Source organism: Aquincola agrisoli (assembly GCF_036621135.1).
GTDB lineage: Bacteria > Pseudomonadota > Gammaproteobacteria > Burkholderiales > Burkholderiaceae_C > Aquincola > Aquincola agrisoli.
In genome coordinates this window covers 1-15723 of sequence record NZ_JAZIBG010000044.1, presented here as the reverse complement: position 1 = coordinate 15723, position 15723 = coordinate 1, and the positions used below count along the sequence as shown (strand labels likewise).

The 15723-nt window shown below is 67.5% G+C and carries 13 protein-coding genes; 12 read left to right on the top strand and 1 reads right to left on the bottom strand.

Translation table 11 applies throughout. From position 1 onward, the window contains the following. Positions 1 to 49 precede the first annotated feature (49 nt). From V4F39_RS20925 to V4F39_RS20915, 3 genes are read left to right on the top strand one after another with little or no spacing between them, the layout of a single operon-like run. Complete coding sequence (locus tag V4F39_RS20925; RefSeq protein WP_332291871.1) at positions 50 to 940, top strand: amino acid ABC transporter substrate-binding protein; 891 nt, start codon at positions 50 to 52, stop codon at positions 938 to 940. Next, on the top strand, positions 937 to 2862 hold the full coding sequence (locus V4F39_RS20920; RefSeq protein WP_332291870.1) for an ATP-binding protein: 1926 nt from the start codon (positions 937 to 939) through the stop codon (positions 2860 to 2862). The genes V4F39_RS20925 and V4F39_RS20920 overlap by 4 nt, the downstream gene beginning before the upstream one ends. Then, a complete protein-coding gene (locus tag V4F39_RS20915; protein ID WP_332291869.1) occupies positions 2859 to 4196 on the top strand; it encodes a sigma-54-dependent transcriptional regulator in 1338 nt (445 codons plus the stop codon). Before V4F39_RS20920 ends, V4F39_RS20915 begins: the two co-directional genes overlap by 4 nt. Positions 4197 to 4698: 502 nt before the next feature. Here the strand turns inward: V4F39_RS20915 and V4F39_RS20910 are convergent. Beyond that, positions 4699 to 5349, bottom strand: a complete 651-nt coding sequence (locus V4F39_RS20910) for a Crp/Fnr family transcriptional regulator (RefSeq protein WP_332292069.1) — start codon at positions 5347 to 5349, stop codon at positions 4699 to 4701. A gap of 206 nt (positions 5350 to 5555) precedes the next feature. Between V4F39_RS20910 and V4F39_RS20905 the strand changes: the two genes are divergently transcribed. From V4F39_RS20905 to V4F39_RS20865, 9 genes are all read left to right on the top strand, one after another. Beyond that, positions 5556 to 7502, top strand: a complete 1947-nt coding sequence (locus V4F39_RS20905) for an AMP-dependent synthetase/ligase (RefSeq protein WP_332291868.1) — start codon at positions 5556 to 5558, stop codon at positions 7500 to 7502. A 37-nt stretch (positions 7503 to 7539) separates the two neighbouring features. Beyond that, positions 7540 to 8421, top strand: coding sequence for an ABC transporter ATP-binding protein (locus V4F39_RS20900; RefSeq protein WP_378235105.1), 882 nt, complete (start codon positions 7540 to 7542; stop codon positions 8419 to 8421). A gap of 16 nt (positions 8422 to 8437) precedes the next feature. Further along, positions 8438 to 9367, top strand: a complete 930-nt coding sequence (locus V4F39_RS20895) for a branched-chain amino acid ABC transporter permease (RefSeq protein ID WP_332291867.1) — start codon at positions 8438 to 8440, stop codon at positions 9365 to 9367. A gap of 15 nt (positions 9368 to 9382) precedes the next feature. Further along, positions 9383 to 10447: a branched-chain amino acid ABC transporter permease gene (locus tag V4F39_RS20890; RefSeq protein WP_332291865.1), complete on the top strand. Its 1065-nt coding sequence runs from the start codon at positions 9383 to 9385 to the stop codon at positions 10445 to 10447. Positions 10448 to 10495: 48 nt separating this feature from the next. Next, positions 10496 to 11818, top strand: a complete 1323-nt coding sequence (locus V4F39_RS20885) for an ABC transporter substrate-binding protein (RefSeq protein WP_332291863.1) — start codon at positions 10496 to 10498, stop codon at positions 11816 to 11818. A 112-nt stretch (positions 11819 to 11930) separates the two neighbouring features. Next, positions 11931 to 12734 (top strand): ABC transporter ATP-binding protein, encoded by an 804-nt coding sequence (locus V4F39_RS20880; protein WP_332291861.1) that lies wholly within the window; start codon positions 11931 to 11933, stop codon positions 12732 to 12734. A gap of 28 nt (positions 12735 to 12762) precedes the next feature. Further along, entirely contained in the window at positions 12763 to 13056 is a 294-nt protein-coding gene (locus V4F39_RS20875) for a hypothetical protein (RefSeq protein WP_332291860.1), read from the top strand. After that, entirely contained in the window at positions 13053 to 14318 is a 1266-nt protein-coding gene (locus V4F39_RS20870; RefSeq protein WP_332291858.1) for a phenylacetate--CoA ligase family protein, read from the top strand. Before V4F39_RS20875 ends, V4F39_RS20870 begins: the two co-directional genes overlap by 4 nt. Positions 14319 to 14459: 141 nt before the next feature. Further along, the gene (locus V4F39_RS20865; protein WP_332291857.1) at positions 14460 to 15428 is read left to right on the top strand and encodes a tripartite tricarboxylate transporter substrate-binding protein; all 969 of its coding nucleotides are present in this window, start codon (positions 14460 to 14462) and stop codon (positions 15426 to 15428) included. Positions 15429 to 15723: the final 295 nt, after the last annotated feature.

The following is a 15723-nucleotide window of genomic DNA, read 5'->3' as shown; positions in this document are numbered from 1 at the left end:
GTTGCCGTCTCCACACCCCTTTCCCCACCCCTCTCTGAAAGAGACAAGCATGACGAAGACCCTGTTCACGATCGCTGCGCTGCTGGCCTTGGGCACCGCGCACGCCGACACCCTGAAGAAGATCAAGGACTCCGGCAGCGTGACCGTGGGCACGCGCGAATCCTCCGGCGCGCTGGCCTACACGCTGGGCGACGGCAAGTACACCGGCTTCCACTACGACATCTGCCAGAACGTGCTGGCCGACGTGCAGAAGCAGCTCGGCCTGGCCAAGCTGGACATCAAGTACCAGCCGGTCACCTCGCAGAACCGCATCCCGCTGGTCGTCAACGGCACGGTCGACATCGAGTGCGGCTCCACCACCAACAACGCCGCCCGCCAGAAGGACGTGGCCTTCGCCGTCACCACCTACGTGGAAGAAGTGCGCATCGCGGTCAAGGCCAACTCCGGCATCAACTCGATCGCCGACCTGAAGGGCAAGACCATCGCCACCACCACCGGCACGACCTCGGTGCAGACGCTGCGCAAGCACCGCCGCGCCAACGGCGTCGAGTTCAAGGAAGTGATGGGCAAGGACCACTCCGACTCCTTCCTGCTGCTCGAGTCGGGCCGCGCCGATGCCTTCGTGATGGACGGCCAGATCCTGGCCGGCAACATCTCCAAGTCGAAGGCCCCGGCCGACTACAAGATCGTCGGCGAAGTGCTGTCGGTCGAGCCGATCGCTATCATGATCCGCAAGGACGACCCGGCCTTCAAGAAGGCCGTGGATGACAGCATCAAGGCGCAGATCGCGCGCGGCGACATCGCCAAGCTCTACGACAAGTGGTTCATGCAGCCGATTCCCCCGACCAACACCAAGGTCGGCCTGCCGGCGTCGGAAGCGACGAAGTCGGCTTGGGCGAACCCGAACGACAAGCCGATGGAAGACTACGCCGAGAAGTGAGCTCCCAGCAGGCGCCCGGCAGGCCCGTCCTGCCCTTCTGGCGCCGGCTGTTGTGGGGCGCGCTGGCGGTGTCCTTCATCACCGCCAGTTCCTGGCTCGGCTTCCACCTGAGCGAGAACCAGGGCATCGCCTCGCTGCGGGCCGAATCCAACCATCGGCTCGATCTCTTCGCATCGGCGGTCGAAGGCATGGTCAAGCGGCTCGAGCACGTGCCGGCGACCATCCAGCTCAGCCACGATGTGCTCAACCTGCTGCGCGACCCGGCGAACCCGCGCCGCGTGCAGGCGGCCGACAGCTACCTGCGGCGCCTCAACGCGCACGTGGGCAGCGTGTCTGCCTTCGTCCTCAACGACCGGGGCGTGGTGCTCGCGTCGAGCAACACCGACCGCGCCGACGACAGCCGCGTCGGCGAGGACGTCTCCTTCCGCCCCTACTTCCTCGAAGCGCTGTCCGGCCGCGTCGGACGGCACTTCGCCATCGGCGTGCGCGGCGAGCCCGGCTACTTCGTCTCGCATCCCATCCGCGACGGCGCACGGGTGATCGGCGTGGCCGCGATCAAGATCAGCCTGGAGCCCATCGACCAGACCTGGCAGATGGTGGGCTCGCCGGCGCTGCTGGCCGACGCCAACCAGGTGGTCATCCACTCGTCGCAGCCGGGCTGGCGCTACACGGCGCTGGTCGACCTGCCGGTGGAACGCCGCGTCGACCTCCTGCTGACCCGCATGTACAACAGCATGCGCATCCGGCCGTTCCCGCTGTCGCCGCTGTTGTGGATCGGCGAGGACGGCCAACTCGTCGACAGCCGCGGGCAGGCCGGCCCGCAGCAGCTGATGCGCAGCACCTCCGGCGGCGGCATGCTCGTGCTGAGCCGGCCGCTCGACGGCATGGACTGGCGGGTGATGATGTTCCTCGACCTGCGGGAGGTGCGCACCGCCGCGGCCTTCAACGGGATGATGGCCTCGGTGGCAGCGGCCTTCCTGCTGCTGCTGGCGCTGTTCATCGCCCAGCGCCGGCGCATCCAGCGCCAGCGGCTGGAATCGCGCCAGTTGCTGGAACGCGCGAACGCCGAGCTGGAGCAGAAGGTCGCGACGCGCACACAGGACCTCACCGACGCCAACGACCGCCTGCGCAAGGAGGTGGCCGACCGCGAACAGGCCGAGCAGACCCTGCGGGCCACGCAGAGCGAACTGGTGCACGCGGCCAAGATGGCCGTGCTCGGCCAGCTGGCCACCGGCATCACCCACGAGCTGACGCAGCCGCTGGGCGCGATCCGCACGCTGTCGGGCAACGCCATCGAGTTCCTCAAGCGCGGCGACATGAAGACGCTCTCGGGCAACCTCGGCATCATCGCCCGCCTGGCGGACCAGATGGGCAGCATCATCCATCCGCTGAAGGGGTTCGCGCGCAAGTCCGATCCGGCGCCCGCACGCACCGATGTCGCGGTGGCGCTGGGCAATGCGCTGTTCCTCTACGGTCTGCGGCTGCGCAAGGAAGGCATCGAGGTCGTCAACCTGTGCGAGCCCGGCGCGGTCACCGCCTGGTGCGACGCCAACCGGCTGGAGCAGGTGCTGATCAACCTCGTCGGCAACGCCATCGACGCCATGGCCAACTCGCCCACAAAGACGCTGACGCTCGCCGCCGACTACGAGGAAGCCGACCCCGATGCGGGGCCGCCCCGCTGGGCGCGCATCGACGTGATCGACAGCGGTGCCGGCCTCGACGAGAAGACGCTGGCCCATCTGTTCGAACCCTTCTTCACCACCAAGACACAAGGCGCGGGCCTGGGTCTGGGTTTGGCCATATCGCGCGACATCGCCCGCGAGTTCGGCGGCGACATCGAGGCGCACAGCCGGCCCGACGGCGGCGCGTGCTTCAGCCTGCGGCTGCCCGCCGCGGCTTCGCAGGAGACACTCACCGCATGAACAACGGTCTTTCGGTACTGATCGTCGAGGACGATCCCCATGTGCAGCTCGGCTGCGTGCAAGCCATGCAGCTGGCCGACGTACCGGTGGACGCCGTCGACACGGCCGAGGCGGCGATGCAGCGCATCGAGGCGGGCTTCGCCGGCGTCGTCGTCACCGACATGCGGCTGCCGGGCTCCGACGGCCTGTCGCTGGTGCGGCACTGCCGCGAGCTGGACGCCGGCCTGCCGGTGATCATGATCACCGGCCACGGCGACGTGAGCCTGGCCGTCGAGGCCATGCGCAGCGGCGCCTACGACTTCATTCCCAAGCCCTTTTCCCCGGAGACGCTGACCGAGGTCGTCGGCCGCGCCATGGAGAAGCGCGCGCTGACGATGGAGGTCGCGACGCTGCGGCGCATGCTCGACAAGCGCAGCGGCCTGGAGGGGCGGCTGATGGGCCGCTCGCCGCAGATCGACCGCGTGCGCCAGCTCATCATGGAGGTGGCCGACTCGCCGGTGGATGTGCTGATCCACGGCGAAACCGGCACCGGCAAGGAGGTGGTGGCGCAGTCGCTGCACGAGATGTCGACCCGCAAGAACGCGCCCTTCGTCGCGCTGAACTGCGGCGGCATGCCCGACAACCTGCTCGACAGCGAGCTGTTCGGCCACGAGGCCGGCGCCTTCACCGGGGCGCAGAAGCGCCGCGTGGGCAAGATCGAATACGCCAACGGCGGCACGCTGTTCCTCGACGAGCTGGAGAGCATGCCGATGGGCATGCAGATCAAGCTGCTGCGCGTGCTGCAGGACCGCCGCATCGAGCGGCTGGGCTCCAACCAGAGCCTGCCGGTCGACGTGCGTGTGGTAGCCGCCACCAAGGACGACCTGCTGCAGCGCGCGAGCGAGAACGCGTTCCGTGCCGACCTGTACTACCGCCTCAACGTGGTGTCGATCGAGCTGCCGCCGCTGCGCGAGCGGCGCGAGGACATCCCGCTGCTGATGGAGCACTTCATGCTGCTGGCGGCCAGCCGCTACGGCCGTGCGCAGCCGACGGTCACCGTCGAACAGATGCAGCGCCTGATGGCGCACTCGTGGCCCGGCAACGTGCGCGAGCTGCGCAACGTGGCGGAATGCCTGGTGCTGGGCATCCGCAAGGACGTGCTCGGCGCCGGCCCCGCCGCGATCGGCGAGCACGCCGATGCCAGCGCCTCGCTGTCGGAGATGGTGGAAGGCTTCGAGCGCAGCCTCATCGCCGCCGAGCTGAGCCGCCACAGCGGCAACATCGCGCACAGCGCGAAGGCGCTGCGCGTGGCCAAGACGACGTTGAACGACAAGATCAAGAAGTACGGGCTGTGAGCCTCACGGCCTGCCGCCGTGGCCCTCGATCATCGTTCCCCGGTCCTTCATTGGATGACGGCCGGGATGCGAAACACGGGGGCGGAAAGCCGTCCGCTCGACCGGGAGGCGAGACGGACTGCCGGCACGGGCGCGCCACGACCTTCTTCCAAATCAATGGCTTGGCGCGGCCGGCGGCCCCGGTGGCATTGGCATACACCCTGCATGCAGGCGCACGTCCCGGCCGTGCCGGTCCTCCCCGGCGACGACGGGACAGCCAAGAGCACGCGCCTCGGTCCGACGGAGGGGGCGCTTGTCCCGTTCCCGTCACCGGACAAGGACGCGTGTGGGTTAGCGTTGCTGCGCAAGGAAGCGCCTCGCCGGAGGCGCTTCCTCTTTTTTTGCCCTCCAGCAGCTGGTCGACTGCTGTCGGCGGCAGACACGGCGGCCGTCTGCGCACCACGCATGACCGCAGTGGCCTGCGGCCATCAGGCGCGAACTCCGTCGTACCCCTGCCCACACGTCATCGCGGGCGATAGCGCCGCAGCCCCTCCAGGTCCAGCACCTGCACGCCGCCGTACTCGATGCGGATCAGGCCGGCGGACTGCAGCGCGCGCAGCGCCTCGTTCACCCGCTGGCGCGACAGCCCCACCAGGTAGCCCAGCTCCTGCTGCGTGATGCGCAGCACCGTGCCCACGCCGGGGAACAGCACCGGATGGAAGAGCCCGCCGAGGCTGCGTGCGACGCGGGTGTCGGGGTCGGTCAGGCGATCCGTTTCGCGCGCGGCGATGAACTGGCTCACGCGCTCGTTGAGCTGGTTCATCAGGTAGCGGTTGAACGGGATGCTGCGCTCCAGCAACCACTCGAACGTGCCGATCGGCAGGCCCGCCACCACGCTGCGGCGCAGGGTCTCGATGTTGTAGCGGTAGCTCTCGCGCTTGAGCAGCGTGCCCTCGCCAAACCAGGCACCGGGCGGCAGGCCGGAATAGGTGATCGCCGCGTCGACCGAGTCGTCGTTGGTCATCTTCAACAACCCGTCGATCACGCCGAACCACAGCGCCGCCGGCCGGCCGATGCGGCACAAGCGTTCACCCGGCTCGGCATCGGCGAGCTGCAGGTCGGCCACCGTCCGCGCCCGGTCCTCCGGGCCCAGCACACGCAGCCAAGGGATCATCTCCAGCTCGCCCGGCCGCGCCGCGCGCACGCGGTGGCGCAGCGTCGACGCGCGCGGCAGGTCGTTCGAGCGAAGGTCCACCGGTGTCCTCTGTCCAAACCGCTCCGGGTAAGCACCGGGGCGTACTGTCCCTAGGATTGTCGTCAGAACGACAACCGGGCGTCAAACTTGTTCCTACAGTGCAGTCATTGCAAGGAGAAAGCGCCTTGGACAGCACCTTCCCCCGGTTGATGCTCGATCACGCCCGCCAGCGGCCCCATGCCCCGGCATTGCGTGAGAAGGAGTACGGCATCTGGCAGACGACCGACTGGTCTCAGCTCGCCGGGCTCGTGCGCGCGCTGGCCTGCGGCCTGCATCTCGCCGGCCTGCAGCGGGGCCAGCACCTGGTGGTGATCGGCGAGAACCGGCCGCGCCTGTACGCCTGCATGCTCGCGGCACAGGCGCTGGGGGCGGTACCGGTGCCGCTGTACCAGGACGCGGTGGCGGCGGAGTTCGTCTACCCCATCAACAACGCCGAGGTGGCGTTTGCGGTGGTGGAAGACCAGGAGCAGGTCGACAAGCTGATCGAGGTCCGCGCCCAGTGCCCGCGGCTCGATCGCATCTGGTTCGACGACCCGAGGGGGCTGCGCAACTACACGGAGCCGGGGCTGGCGTCGCTCGACGCGCTGCGCGAGCAGGGCCAGGCGTTCGACCGCCAGCAGCCCAGCTTCTTCGACCAGACCGTGGCATCGGCGTCGCCCGGCGATGTGGCGGCGATGTTCTTCACCTCCGGCACCACCGGCCACCCGAAGGGCGTGGTGCACACGCACGCCTCGCTGCTCGACCGCGCGCGTGCCGGCCAGCGCTTCGACAAGCTGACCGAGCACGAGGAGGTGCTGGCCTACCTGCCGCCGGCCTGGATCGGGCAGAACATCTTCAGCTACGCGCAGTGGCTGGCCTGCGGCTACGTGGTGAACTGCCCCGAGTCGGCCAGCACGGTCATGATCGACCTGAAGGAGATCGGGCCGACCTACTACTTCGCGCCGCCGCGCATCTTCGAAGGCCTGCTCACCAGCGTGATGATCCGCATGGAGGACGCGGGCCGCTTCAAGCGCTGGCTGTTCCGCCGCGGCCTCGATCTCGCCAAGCGCGTGGGGCCGGCCCGCATGGATGGCCAGCCTGTCGGCACGCTCGACCGCCTGAAATACGCGTTGGGCGACCTGCTGGTCTACGGCCCGTTGCGCAACACGCTGGGCTTCTCCCGCGTGCGCGTGGCCTACACGGCGGGCGAGGCGATCGGGCCCGACCTCTTCACGTTCTACCGCTCCATCGGCATCAACCTGAAGCAGCTCTACGGCTCGACCGAGACGGCCGTGTTCGTGTGCCTGCAGCCCGATCACGAGGTGAAGGCAGACACGGTGGGTGTGCCGATCGACGGCGTGGAGATCCGCGTGGCCGACAGCGGCGAGATCCTCGTGCGCTCGCCCGGGCTGCTCAAGGGCTACTACAAGAACGACGCGGCCACGGCCGAGGTGCTGACGCCCGACGGCTGGTACCGCACGGGCGACGCCGGCTTCCTGGATGCCGGCGGCCACCTGAAGATCATCGACCGCGCGAAGGACGTGGGCCGGCTGCGCGGCGGCGCGAACGACGGCGCGATGTTCGCGCCCAAGTACGTCGAGAACAAGCTGAAGTTCTTTCCCCACATCAAGGAGGCGGTGGCCTTCGGCGACGGCCGGGACCGGGTCTGCGCCTTCATCAACATCGACGTGGAAGCGGTGGGCAACTGGGCCGAGCGGCGCAACCTGCCCTACGCCGGCTACACCGACCTGGCCGGCAAGCCGGAGGTGTACGAACTGATCCGCGAGTGCGTCGAGCAGGTAAACGCGGACCTCGCCGCCGACGAGCGGCTCGCCGGTTCCCAGATCAGCCGCTTCCTGGTGCTGCACAAGGAGCTGGATGCCGACGACGGCGAGCTGACCCGCACGCGCAAGGTCCGCCGCGGCTTCATCGCCGAACGCTATGGCGTGCTGGTGGAGGCGCTGTACGGCGGCAAAGCCGAACAGTTCATCGAGACGGCCGTGAAGTTCGAGGACGGCCGCAGCGGCATGGTCTCGGCGACGTTGAAGATCGCCGACGCGAAGACCTTCGCGCCGCTCGGCCGGGCCGCCTGAGGCCTGCGCAGCACACACCGCCCTGGAGACACCGACGATGAGCCCAGCAGTCCACGCCCTGCCCGCCGGCGCGATGTTCACCTCGCAGGCCTCGGCGGAGCCTCCTTCGGCCAGCCAGGCCGAGCCCCCCGTTGCGGCCGGCAGGCGCATCGGCGACGTGATCCTCGACGTGCGCAACATCAGCTTGCGCTTCGGCGGCGTCAAGGCGCTCACCGACATCAGCTTCGACGTGCGCGAGCACGAGGTGCGCGCCATCATCGGCCCCAACGGCGCCGGCAAGAGCTCGATGCTCAACTGCATCAACGGCGTGTACGCGCCGCAGGAAGGCGCCATCACCTTCCGCGGCCAGACCTTCAAGCACATGAACTCGCGGCAGGTGGCCGAGATGGGCGTGGCGCGCACCTTCCAGAACCTCGCGCTGTTCAAGGGCATGAGCGTGCTCGACAACATCATGACCGGCCGCAACCTGCGCATGAAGAGCAACATCTTCCTGCAGGCGCTGCGCTGGGGGCCGGCGGAGCGCGAGGAGATCGCGCACCGGGAGAAGGTGGAGCGCATCATCGACTTCCTCGAGATCCAGCCCTGGCGCAAGACGCCGGTGGGCCGCCTGCCCTACGGGCTGCAGAAGCGCGTCGACCTGGGCCGCGCGCTGGCGATGGAGCCGCAGGTGCTGCTGCTCGACGAGCCGATGGCCGGCATGAACGTCGAGGAGAAGCAGGACATGTGCCGCTTCATCCTCGACGTGAACGACGAGTTCGGCACGACGATCGTGCTGATCGAACACGACATGGGCGTGGTGATGGACATCTCCGACCGCGTGGTGGTGCTCGACTACGGCAAGAAGATCGGCGACGGCACGCCGGACGAAGTACGCGGCAACGAGGACGTGATCCGCGCGTACCTGGGCACCACGCATTGAGCCCCGGAGCAGCAACATGGGATTCTTCCTCGAGACACTCTTCGGCGGCCTGATGGCCGGCATGCTCTACGCGCTGGTGGCGCTGGGCTTCGTGCTGATCTTCAAGGCCAGCGGGGTCTTCAACTTCGCGCAGGGCGCGATGGTGCTGTTCGCGGCGCTGGCGATGGCGCGCTTCTCGGAGTGGTTCCCGAAGTGGTTCGGCTTCGAGAGCCTGTTCCTGGCCAACGTGCTGGCGCTCATCGCCGCGGTCGCGGTGATGGTGGGGGTGGCCTGGCTGATCGAGCGGCTGGCGCTGCGCTCGCTGGTCGGGCAGGAGCCGATCGCGCTGCTGATGGCCACGCTGGGCATCGCCTACTTCATCGACGGCGCAGGGCAGCTGCTGTTCGGCAGCGCCACCTACAAGATCGATGTCGGCATGCCCAAGGACCCGATGATCGTGCTGGAAGACACCTTCCAGGGCGGCCTGCTGCTGAGCAAGGAAGACCTCTACGCCGCGCTGATCGCCGCGCTGCTGGTGGCCGCGCTGTCGCTCTTCTTCCAGAAGACGGCCACCGGCCGTGCCCTGCGTGCGGTGGCCGACGACCACCAGGCCGCGCAGTCGATCGGCATTCCGCTGTCGCGCATCTGGGTGATCGTGTGGTCGATCGGTGGCATCGTCGCGCTGGTGGCCGGGATCATCTGGGGCAGCAAGCTGGGCGTGCAGTTCTCGATCTCGCTGGTCGCGCTGAAGGCGCTGCCGGTGGTGATCCTGGGCGGGCTCACCTCGGTGCCCGGCGCCATCGTCGGCGGGCTGATCATCGGTTCGGGCGAGAAGCTTTCGGAGATCTACATCGGCCCGATGCTCGGCGGCGGCATCGAGAACTGGTTCGCCTACGTGCTGGCACTCGGCTTCCTGCTGCTGCGGCCGCAGGGCCTCTTCGGCGACAAGATCATCGATCGCGTGTAACGGGAGCGACCGGCAATGCTGTACAGAGAAAACGGCCAGTTCAAGCAGACCTACCGCGCCGACCTGCAGATCTTCCCGGTGCTGCAGGACCGCATCGGCATGTATCTGCTGCTGCTTGTCGCGTTCGTCGCCGTGCCCTGGCTGGCCAGCGACTACTTCTTCCGCGCGATCCTGATCCCGTTCCTGATCCTCTCGCTCGCCGCGATGGGCTTGAACATCCTGGTGGGCTACTGCGGGCAGATCTCGCTGGGCACCGGGGCCTTCATGGCGATCGGCGCCTATGCCGCCTACAACCTGCAGGTGCGCATCGAAGGCATGCCGCTGCTGTTGTCGCTGATCGGCGGTGGCGTGGCGGCCACGGTGTTCGGCGTGCTGTTCGGCATCCCCAGCCTGCGCATCCGCGGGCTGTACCTGGCGGTGGCGACGCTGGCGGCGCAGTTCTTCACCGACTGGTTCACCAACCGCGTGAAGTGGGTGACGAACGATTCGCCGTCCGGTTCGGTCAGCGTCGGCGCGCTGTCGGTGTTCGGCGTGCCCGTGGAGACGCCGGTGCAGAAGTACCTGTTGTGCCTGGCCATCGTCTGCATCTTCGGGCTGCTGGCCAAGAACCTGGTGCGCGGCGCGATCGGCCGGCAGTGGATGGCCATCCGCGACATGGACGTGGCCGCCGCGGTCATCGGCATCCGGCCGGTCTACGCGAAGCTGTCGGCCTTCGCGGTCAGCTCGTTCATCGTCGGCGTGGCCGGCGCCCTGTGGGGCTTCGTGCACCTGGGCTCCTGGGAGCCGGCGGCGTTCAGCATCGACCGCTCGTTCCAGCTGCTGTTCATGGTGATCATCGGCGGGCTGGGCTCGATCTCCGGCGCGTTTTTCGGCGCGGCCTTCATCGTGCTGCTGCCGCTGCTGCTGAACTACGTGCCGCACTGGCTGGGGCTGCCGCTGTCGACCGCGACGGCCTCGCACCTGGAACACATGATCTTCGGCGCATTGATCGTGTTCTTCCTGATCGTCGAGCCGCACGGCCTGGCACGGCTGTGGCTCACCGCGCGCGAAAAGCTCCGCCTCTGGCCCTTCCCCCACTGACACCGCGGCGCAGACCGCATGGCCCCCCAACCCTCACGGAGACAACCCATGAAGATGTTCGGATCGCTCACCGTCACCGCTGCAGCCTTCGCGGCTGCCGCCACGTTCTCCGCGGCACCGCTGCCGGCCCAGGCGCAGGCGGCGGAACAGTTCGTGCCGCTGCTGGTGTACCGCACGGGCCAGTTCGCGCCGCTCGGCATCCCGTGGGCCGACGGCAAGCAGGACTACCTGAAGCTGATCAACGCCCGCGACGGCGGCGTCAACGGCGTGAAGCTGGTGTTCGAGGAGTGCGAGACAGCCTATGACGCGGCCAAGGGCGTGGAATGCTACGAGCGCCTGAAGAGCAAGGGCAGCGGCGCCTCGGGCTTCGATCCGCAGTCGACGGGCATCACCTTCGCGGTGACGGACAAGGCCTTCAACGACAAGGTGTCGATCGAGACGCTGGGCTACGGCCTGTCGCAGTCGGTGGACGGCACGGTCTTCGAGTGGAACTTCCCGCTGCTGGGCACCTACTGGACGGCGGCCGACGTGATGATCCAGGACATCCTGAAGAAGGAGAAAGGCAGCCTGAAGGGCAAGAAGATCGCGCTGGTCTACCACGACTCGCCCTACGGCAAGGAGCCGATCCTGCTGCTGCAGAAGCGCGCGGCGAAGGAGGGTTTCGAGCTGTCGCTGTTCCCGGTGACGCCGCCGGGGGTGGAGCAGAAGTCGACCTGGCTGCAGATCCGCCAGCAACGGCCCGACTACGTGCTGTTCTGGTCGGCCGGCGTGATGACGCCCGCCGGCATCCGCGAGGCGCAGGCCAGCGGCTATCCGCGCGAGAAGATCTACGCGATCTGGTGGGCCGGCTCCGACCACGACGTCAAGGACATCGGCGCGGGCGCCAAGGGCTACAACGCGATCACCATCCACAACAGCTCGGCCAAGGACAAGGTGCATGACGACCTGAAGAAGTTCGTCTACGACAAGGGCCAGGGCACGGCCGGTGCCGCGAGCGAGGTCGGCGTGATGGCGCACACGCGGGGCATGATGATCTCGATGCTGCAGGTGGAAGCGATCCGCGCGGCGCAGGAGAAGTACGGCAAGGGCAAGGTGATGACCCCCGAACAGGTGCGCTGGGGCTTCGAGAACCTCGACCTCTCGGCCGACAAGCTGAAGGCGCTGGGCTTCGGCGAAATCATGCGGCCGGTCAAGACCTCGTGCAGCAATCACATGGGCACCGACTGGGCTCGCATCGTCCAGTGGGACGGCGGCAAGTGGAACCTCGTGTCCGACTGGTACCAGGCGGACCAGACGATCATCGAGCCGCTGGTCAAGGAACTGTCGGCCAAGTACGCCAAGGACAAGAACATCAAGCCCAGAGCTTGTTGACCGTCCCCGGAGCGCCTTAAGGCGCTCCCCCTCGAGGGGGAGCCACTGGCGGCCCGGCAAAGCCGGATCCGCGGTGGCTGCTGGATCAAGAACCTGTTCCTGGAAGCTTCCCATGACGCAACTGCTGGACGTCAACGGCATCGAGGTGATCTACAACCACGTGATCCTCGTGCTCAAGGGTGTGTCGCTGCGGGTCGACGAGGGATCGATCGTGGCGCTGTTGGGCGCCAACGGCGCAGGCAAGACGACCACGCTGCGGGCCGTCTCGAACCTGCTGCACGCGGAGCGCGGCGCCGTCACGAAGGGCTCCATCTCGCTGCGCGGCGAGCGCATCGAGAACCTGACGCCAGCCAGCCTGGTGGACCGCGGCGTGATCCAGGTGATGGAAGGCCGCCATTGCTTCGCGCACCTGACCATCGAGGAGAACCTGTTGACCGGGGCCTACACACGGCGCGACGGCAAGGGCGGCGTGGCCGCGACGCTGGAGAAGGTCTACAACTACTTCCCCCGCCTGAAGACGCGCCGCACCAGCCAGGCGGCCTACACCTCCGGCGGCGAGCAGCAGATGTGCGCGATCGGCCGTGCACTGATGGCCAACCCGAAGATGGTGCTGCTCGACGAGCCGTCGATGGGGCTGGCCCCGCAGATCGTCGAAGAGGTGTTCGAGATCGTGAAGGACCTGAACACCAAGGAGCGCGTGACCTTTCTGCTGGCCGAGCAGAACACCAACATGGCGCTGCGCTACGCCGACTTCGGCTACATCCTGGAGAGCGGCCGCGTGGTGATGGACGGCAAGGCCGCGGCGCTGCGCGAGAACGAGGACGTCAAGGAGTTCTACCTCGGCGCCGGCGGCGAGGGGCGCAAGAGCTTCCGCGACGTGAAGAGCTACAAGCGCCGCAAGCGCTGGCTGGCCTGATCGGCGCCACGCATCCGGAGAACCGCGCATGTCCGACAACGATTTCTTCGCCCCGCCGCTGTTCAAGCCGGCGGAGGCGCTGGTGCAGCTGAAGCGCCAGCTGCGCGACCTGAAGCTCAGCGAGCAAGGGTCGCGCTACACCGAGGCCGGCCTGGCGGTGGTCGAGCTCGGCGGCGGCGACACCGCCATCGAGGTGCGGCTGGTCAAACGCCCGGCCCGTACGCCGGAATGGACGGTCCACCGTCTGGCGTCCAGCGCCGACGTCCGCCGTTTCGTCGACCACCTGAAAATCCAACTCGCGCGCTGGCGCCAGGACGAATGAGCACCGTCTATTTCGACGCGCTGGAAACGCGCGAACCCGAAGCGCGCGAGGCGGCGCTGCTGGCGGCCTTGCCGCGGCAGCTGGCGCACGCCAAGGCGGCGAGTGCGGCGCACGCGGCGCGGCTTGCGCACATCGACCCGCAGAGCGTCACCACGCGAGCCGCGCTGGCGCAACTGCCCGTGCTGCGCAAACACGAATTGCTGGAGCAGCAGGCCCACCAACGGGGCGGTGATCCGTTTGCGGGCTTCGCGGCTTGCGGCTGGTCGGCCCTCGGACGCACCCGCCCGGCGAAGCGGGTGTTCCAGTCGCCGGGGCCGATCTACGAGCCGCAAGGGGGGGGTCCGGACGGCTGGCGCATGGCCCGTGCGCTGCACGCTGCGGGTTTCCGGCCGGGAGATCTCGTACATAACAGCTTCAGCTACCACCTCACCCCTGCCGGCGCGATGATGGAAGAAGGCGCTCACGCATTGGGCTGCACGGTGTTCCCGGGCGGAACGGGCAACACCGACCTGCAGCTGCAAGCCATGGCGGATTTGCGTCCTCAGGGCTACTGCGGCACACCCAGCTTCCTGAAGATCGTCGTGGACAAAGCCGCCGAGCAGCGGACCACGTTGTCGTTACAGAAGGCACTCGTCAGCGGCGAGGCGTTTCCGGCGTCCCTCCGGGATTGGCTGGCAGCCCGGGGCATCGACGGCTACCAGTGTTATGCGACGGCCGATCTCGGTCTCATCGCCTACGAGACGCAAGCACGGGAAGGCCTGGTATTGGATGAGCAGATCCTGGTTGAGATCGTGAGGCCCGGCACAGGCGATCCCGTGCCTGAAGGCGAGGTGGGGGAGGTGGTGGTGACGACGTTCGATCCGGACTACCCACTCGTGCGCTTCGGTACGGGCGACCTGAGCGCCGTGCTGCCCGGCCCCTGCCCGACGGGCCGCACCCACACACGCATCGCCGGCTGGATGGGCCGGGCGGACCAGACCACCAAGGTGCGCGGCATGTTCGTCCATCCGAGCCAGGTTGCCGAGGTGGTTCGCAGGCATGCCGCCGACGTTCGTCGTGCCAGGATGGTGGTCGAGGGTGAGATGGCCAGCGACCGCCTGACCTTGTTCGTCGAGACTGCCGTCCCGTCGGAGGCGCTCGCGTCGTCGCTCACCGTCAGCGTGCGCGACATCACGAAGCTGAGGGCCGACATCACCATGGTGGCGCCGGGTGCCTTGGCCAACGACGGCAAGGTGATAGAGGACCGTCGCAGTTACCGCTGAAGCGCGGCAAATAGTAGCGGCGGCCGAAGGCCTGGCCCTGACCCCGGGCCGCCCCCTACGTAGTGACCGACGGTACGCCCTTCATGCGCTTGACTAGCATGACGCCACCGTGCGCATGCACCGTCATTGAAGGAGAGCCTCATGAAGAAATTTCTGGTGGGCGGCGCGCTGGCCGCCGTCAGTGCCGCCGTATGGGCACAGTACCCCAGCAAGCCCATCACGATCGTCGTGCCGTTCACGGCGGGTGGCCCGACAGACAAAGTTGGCCGCGATCTGGCCGAAGCTCTGCGCAAGCCCTTGGGTGCCACGGTGATCATCGAGAACGTCGGAGGTGCAGGCGGCACCCTGGGCGCCGCGAAGGTGGCGAAGGCCGCACCCGACGGCTACACCCTGCTGCTGCACCACATCGGGATGGCAACATCGCCGTCCTTGTATCGGAGCCTGCCATACAAGACCCTGGACGACTTCGAGTACCTGGGCCTGGTCAACGAGGTGCCGATGACGCTGATCGGCCGCCCCACGCTACCGGCCAACACGTATCCCGAGCTCGTGAAGTGGCTCGAAGCCAACAAGGGCAAGGTCAACCTTGCCAACGCAGGTCTGGGTGCCGCATCGCACTTGTGTGGGTTGCTGTTCCAGTCGACGGTCAAGATCGACATGACCACGGTGCCTTACAAGGGCACGGCGCCCGCCATGAATGATCTGCTGGGCGGCCAGGTTGACATCATGTGCGACCAGACCACCAACACCAGCGGACAGATCGAAGCTGGCAAGGTGAAGGCGTTCGCCGTCACGACCACGCAGCGGCTGAAGCCCGCGGCGCTCGCCAAACTGCCCACGCTCGACGAATCGGGCCTGAAGGGGTTCAACGTCACCATCTGGCACGGCCTCTATGCACCGAAGGGCACGCCGGCGGCTACCTTGGAGAAGATCAACACGGCGCTGCGTGCGGCCCTCAAAGATGCTGACTTCATCAAGCGTGAAGAGGCCCTGGGCGCCGTCATCGTGACCGACAACCGTGTGGGCGGAGCCGAGCACAAGAAGTTTGTCGAGGCGGAAATTGAGAAGTGGAGCCCGGTGATCAAGGCGGCCGGTCAATACGCCGACTGATGCTCCTGAGCTGACGGGGCGGGTCGGGTCGGTCATGGGACCTGACCCGATCAATTTTTCGTCGGGCGCCCTGACGGTCGGGGCCGTCCACCAACCCTCGGAGCACACGCAAAATGCGTTGGCAGACGAAAGAGTCTGGCCTGTGTACTGCCTTGGGTATCAAGTCCTCGATACCTTGAGGCAGCCAAAGCCCGATCCCCAAAAGGCGAAGCCCCTGCTCAAGGAGATGAGCAGGGGCTTTGCGGGGTAAATAGCCTGACGATGTCCTACTTTCACACGGGAACCCGCACTATCA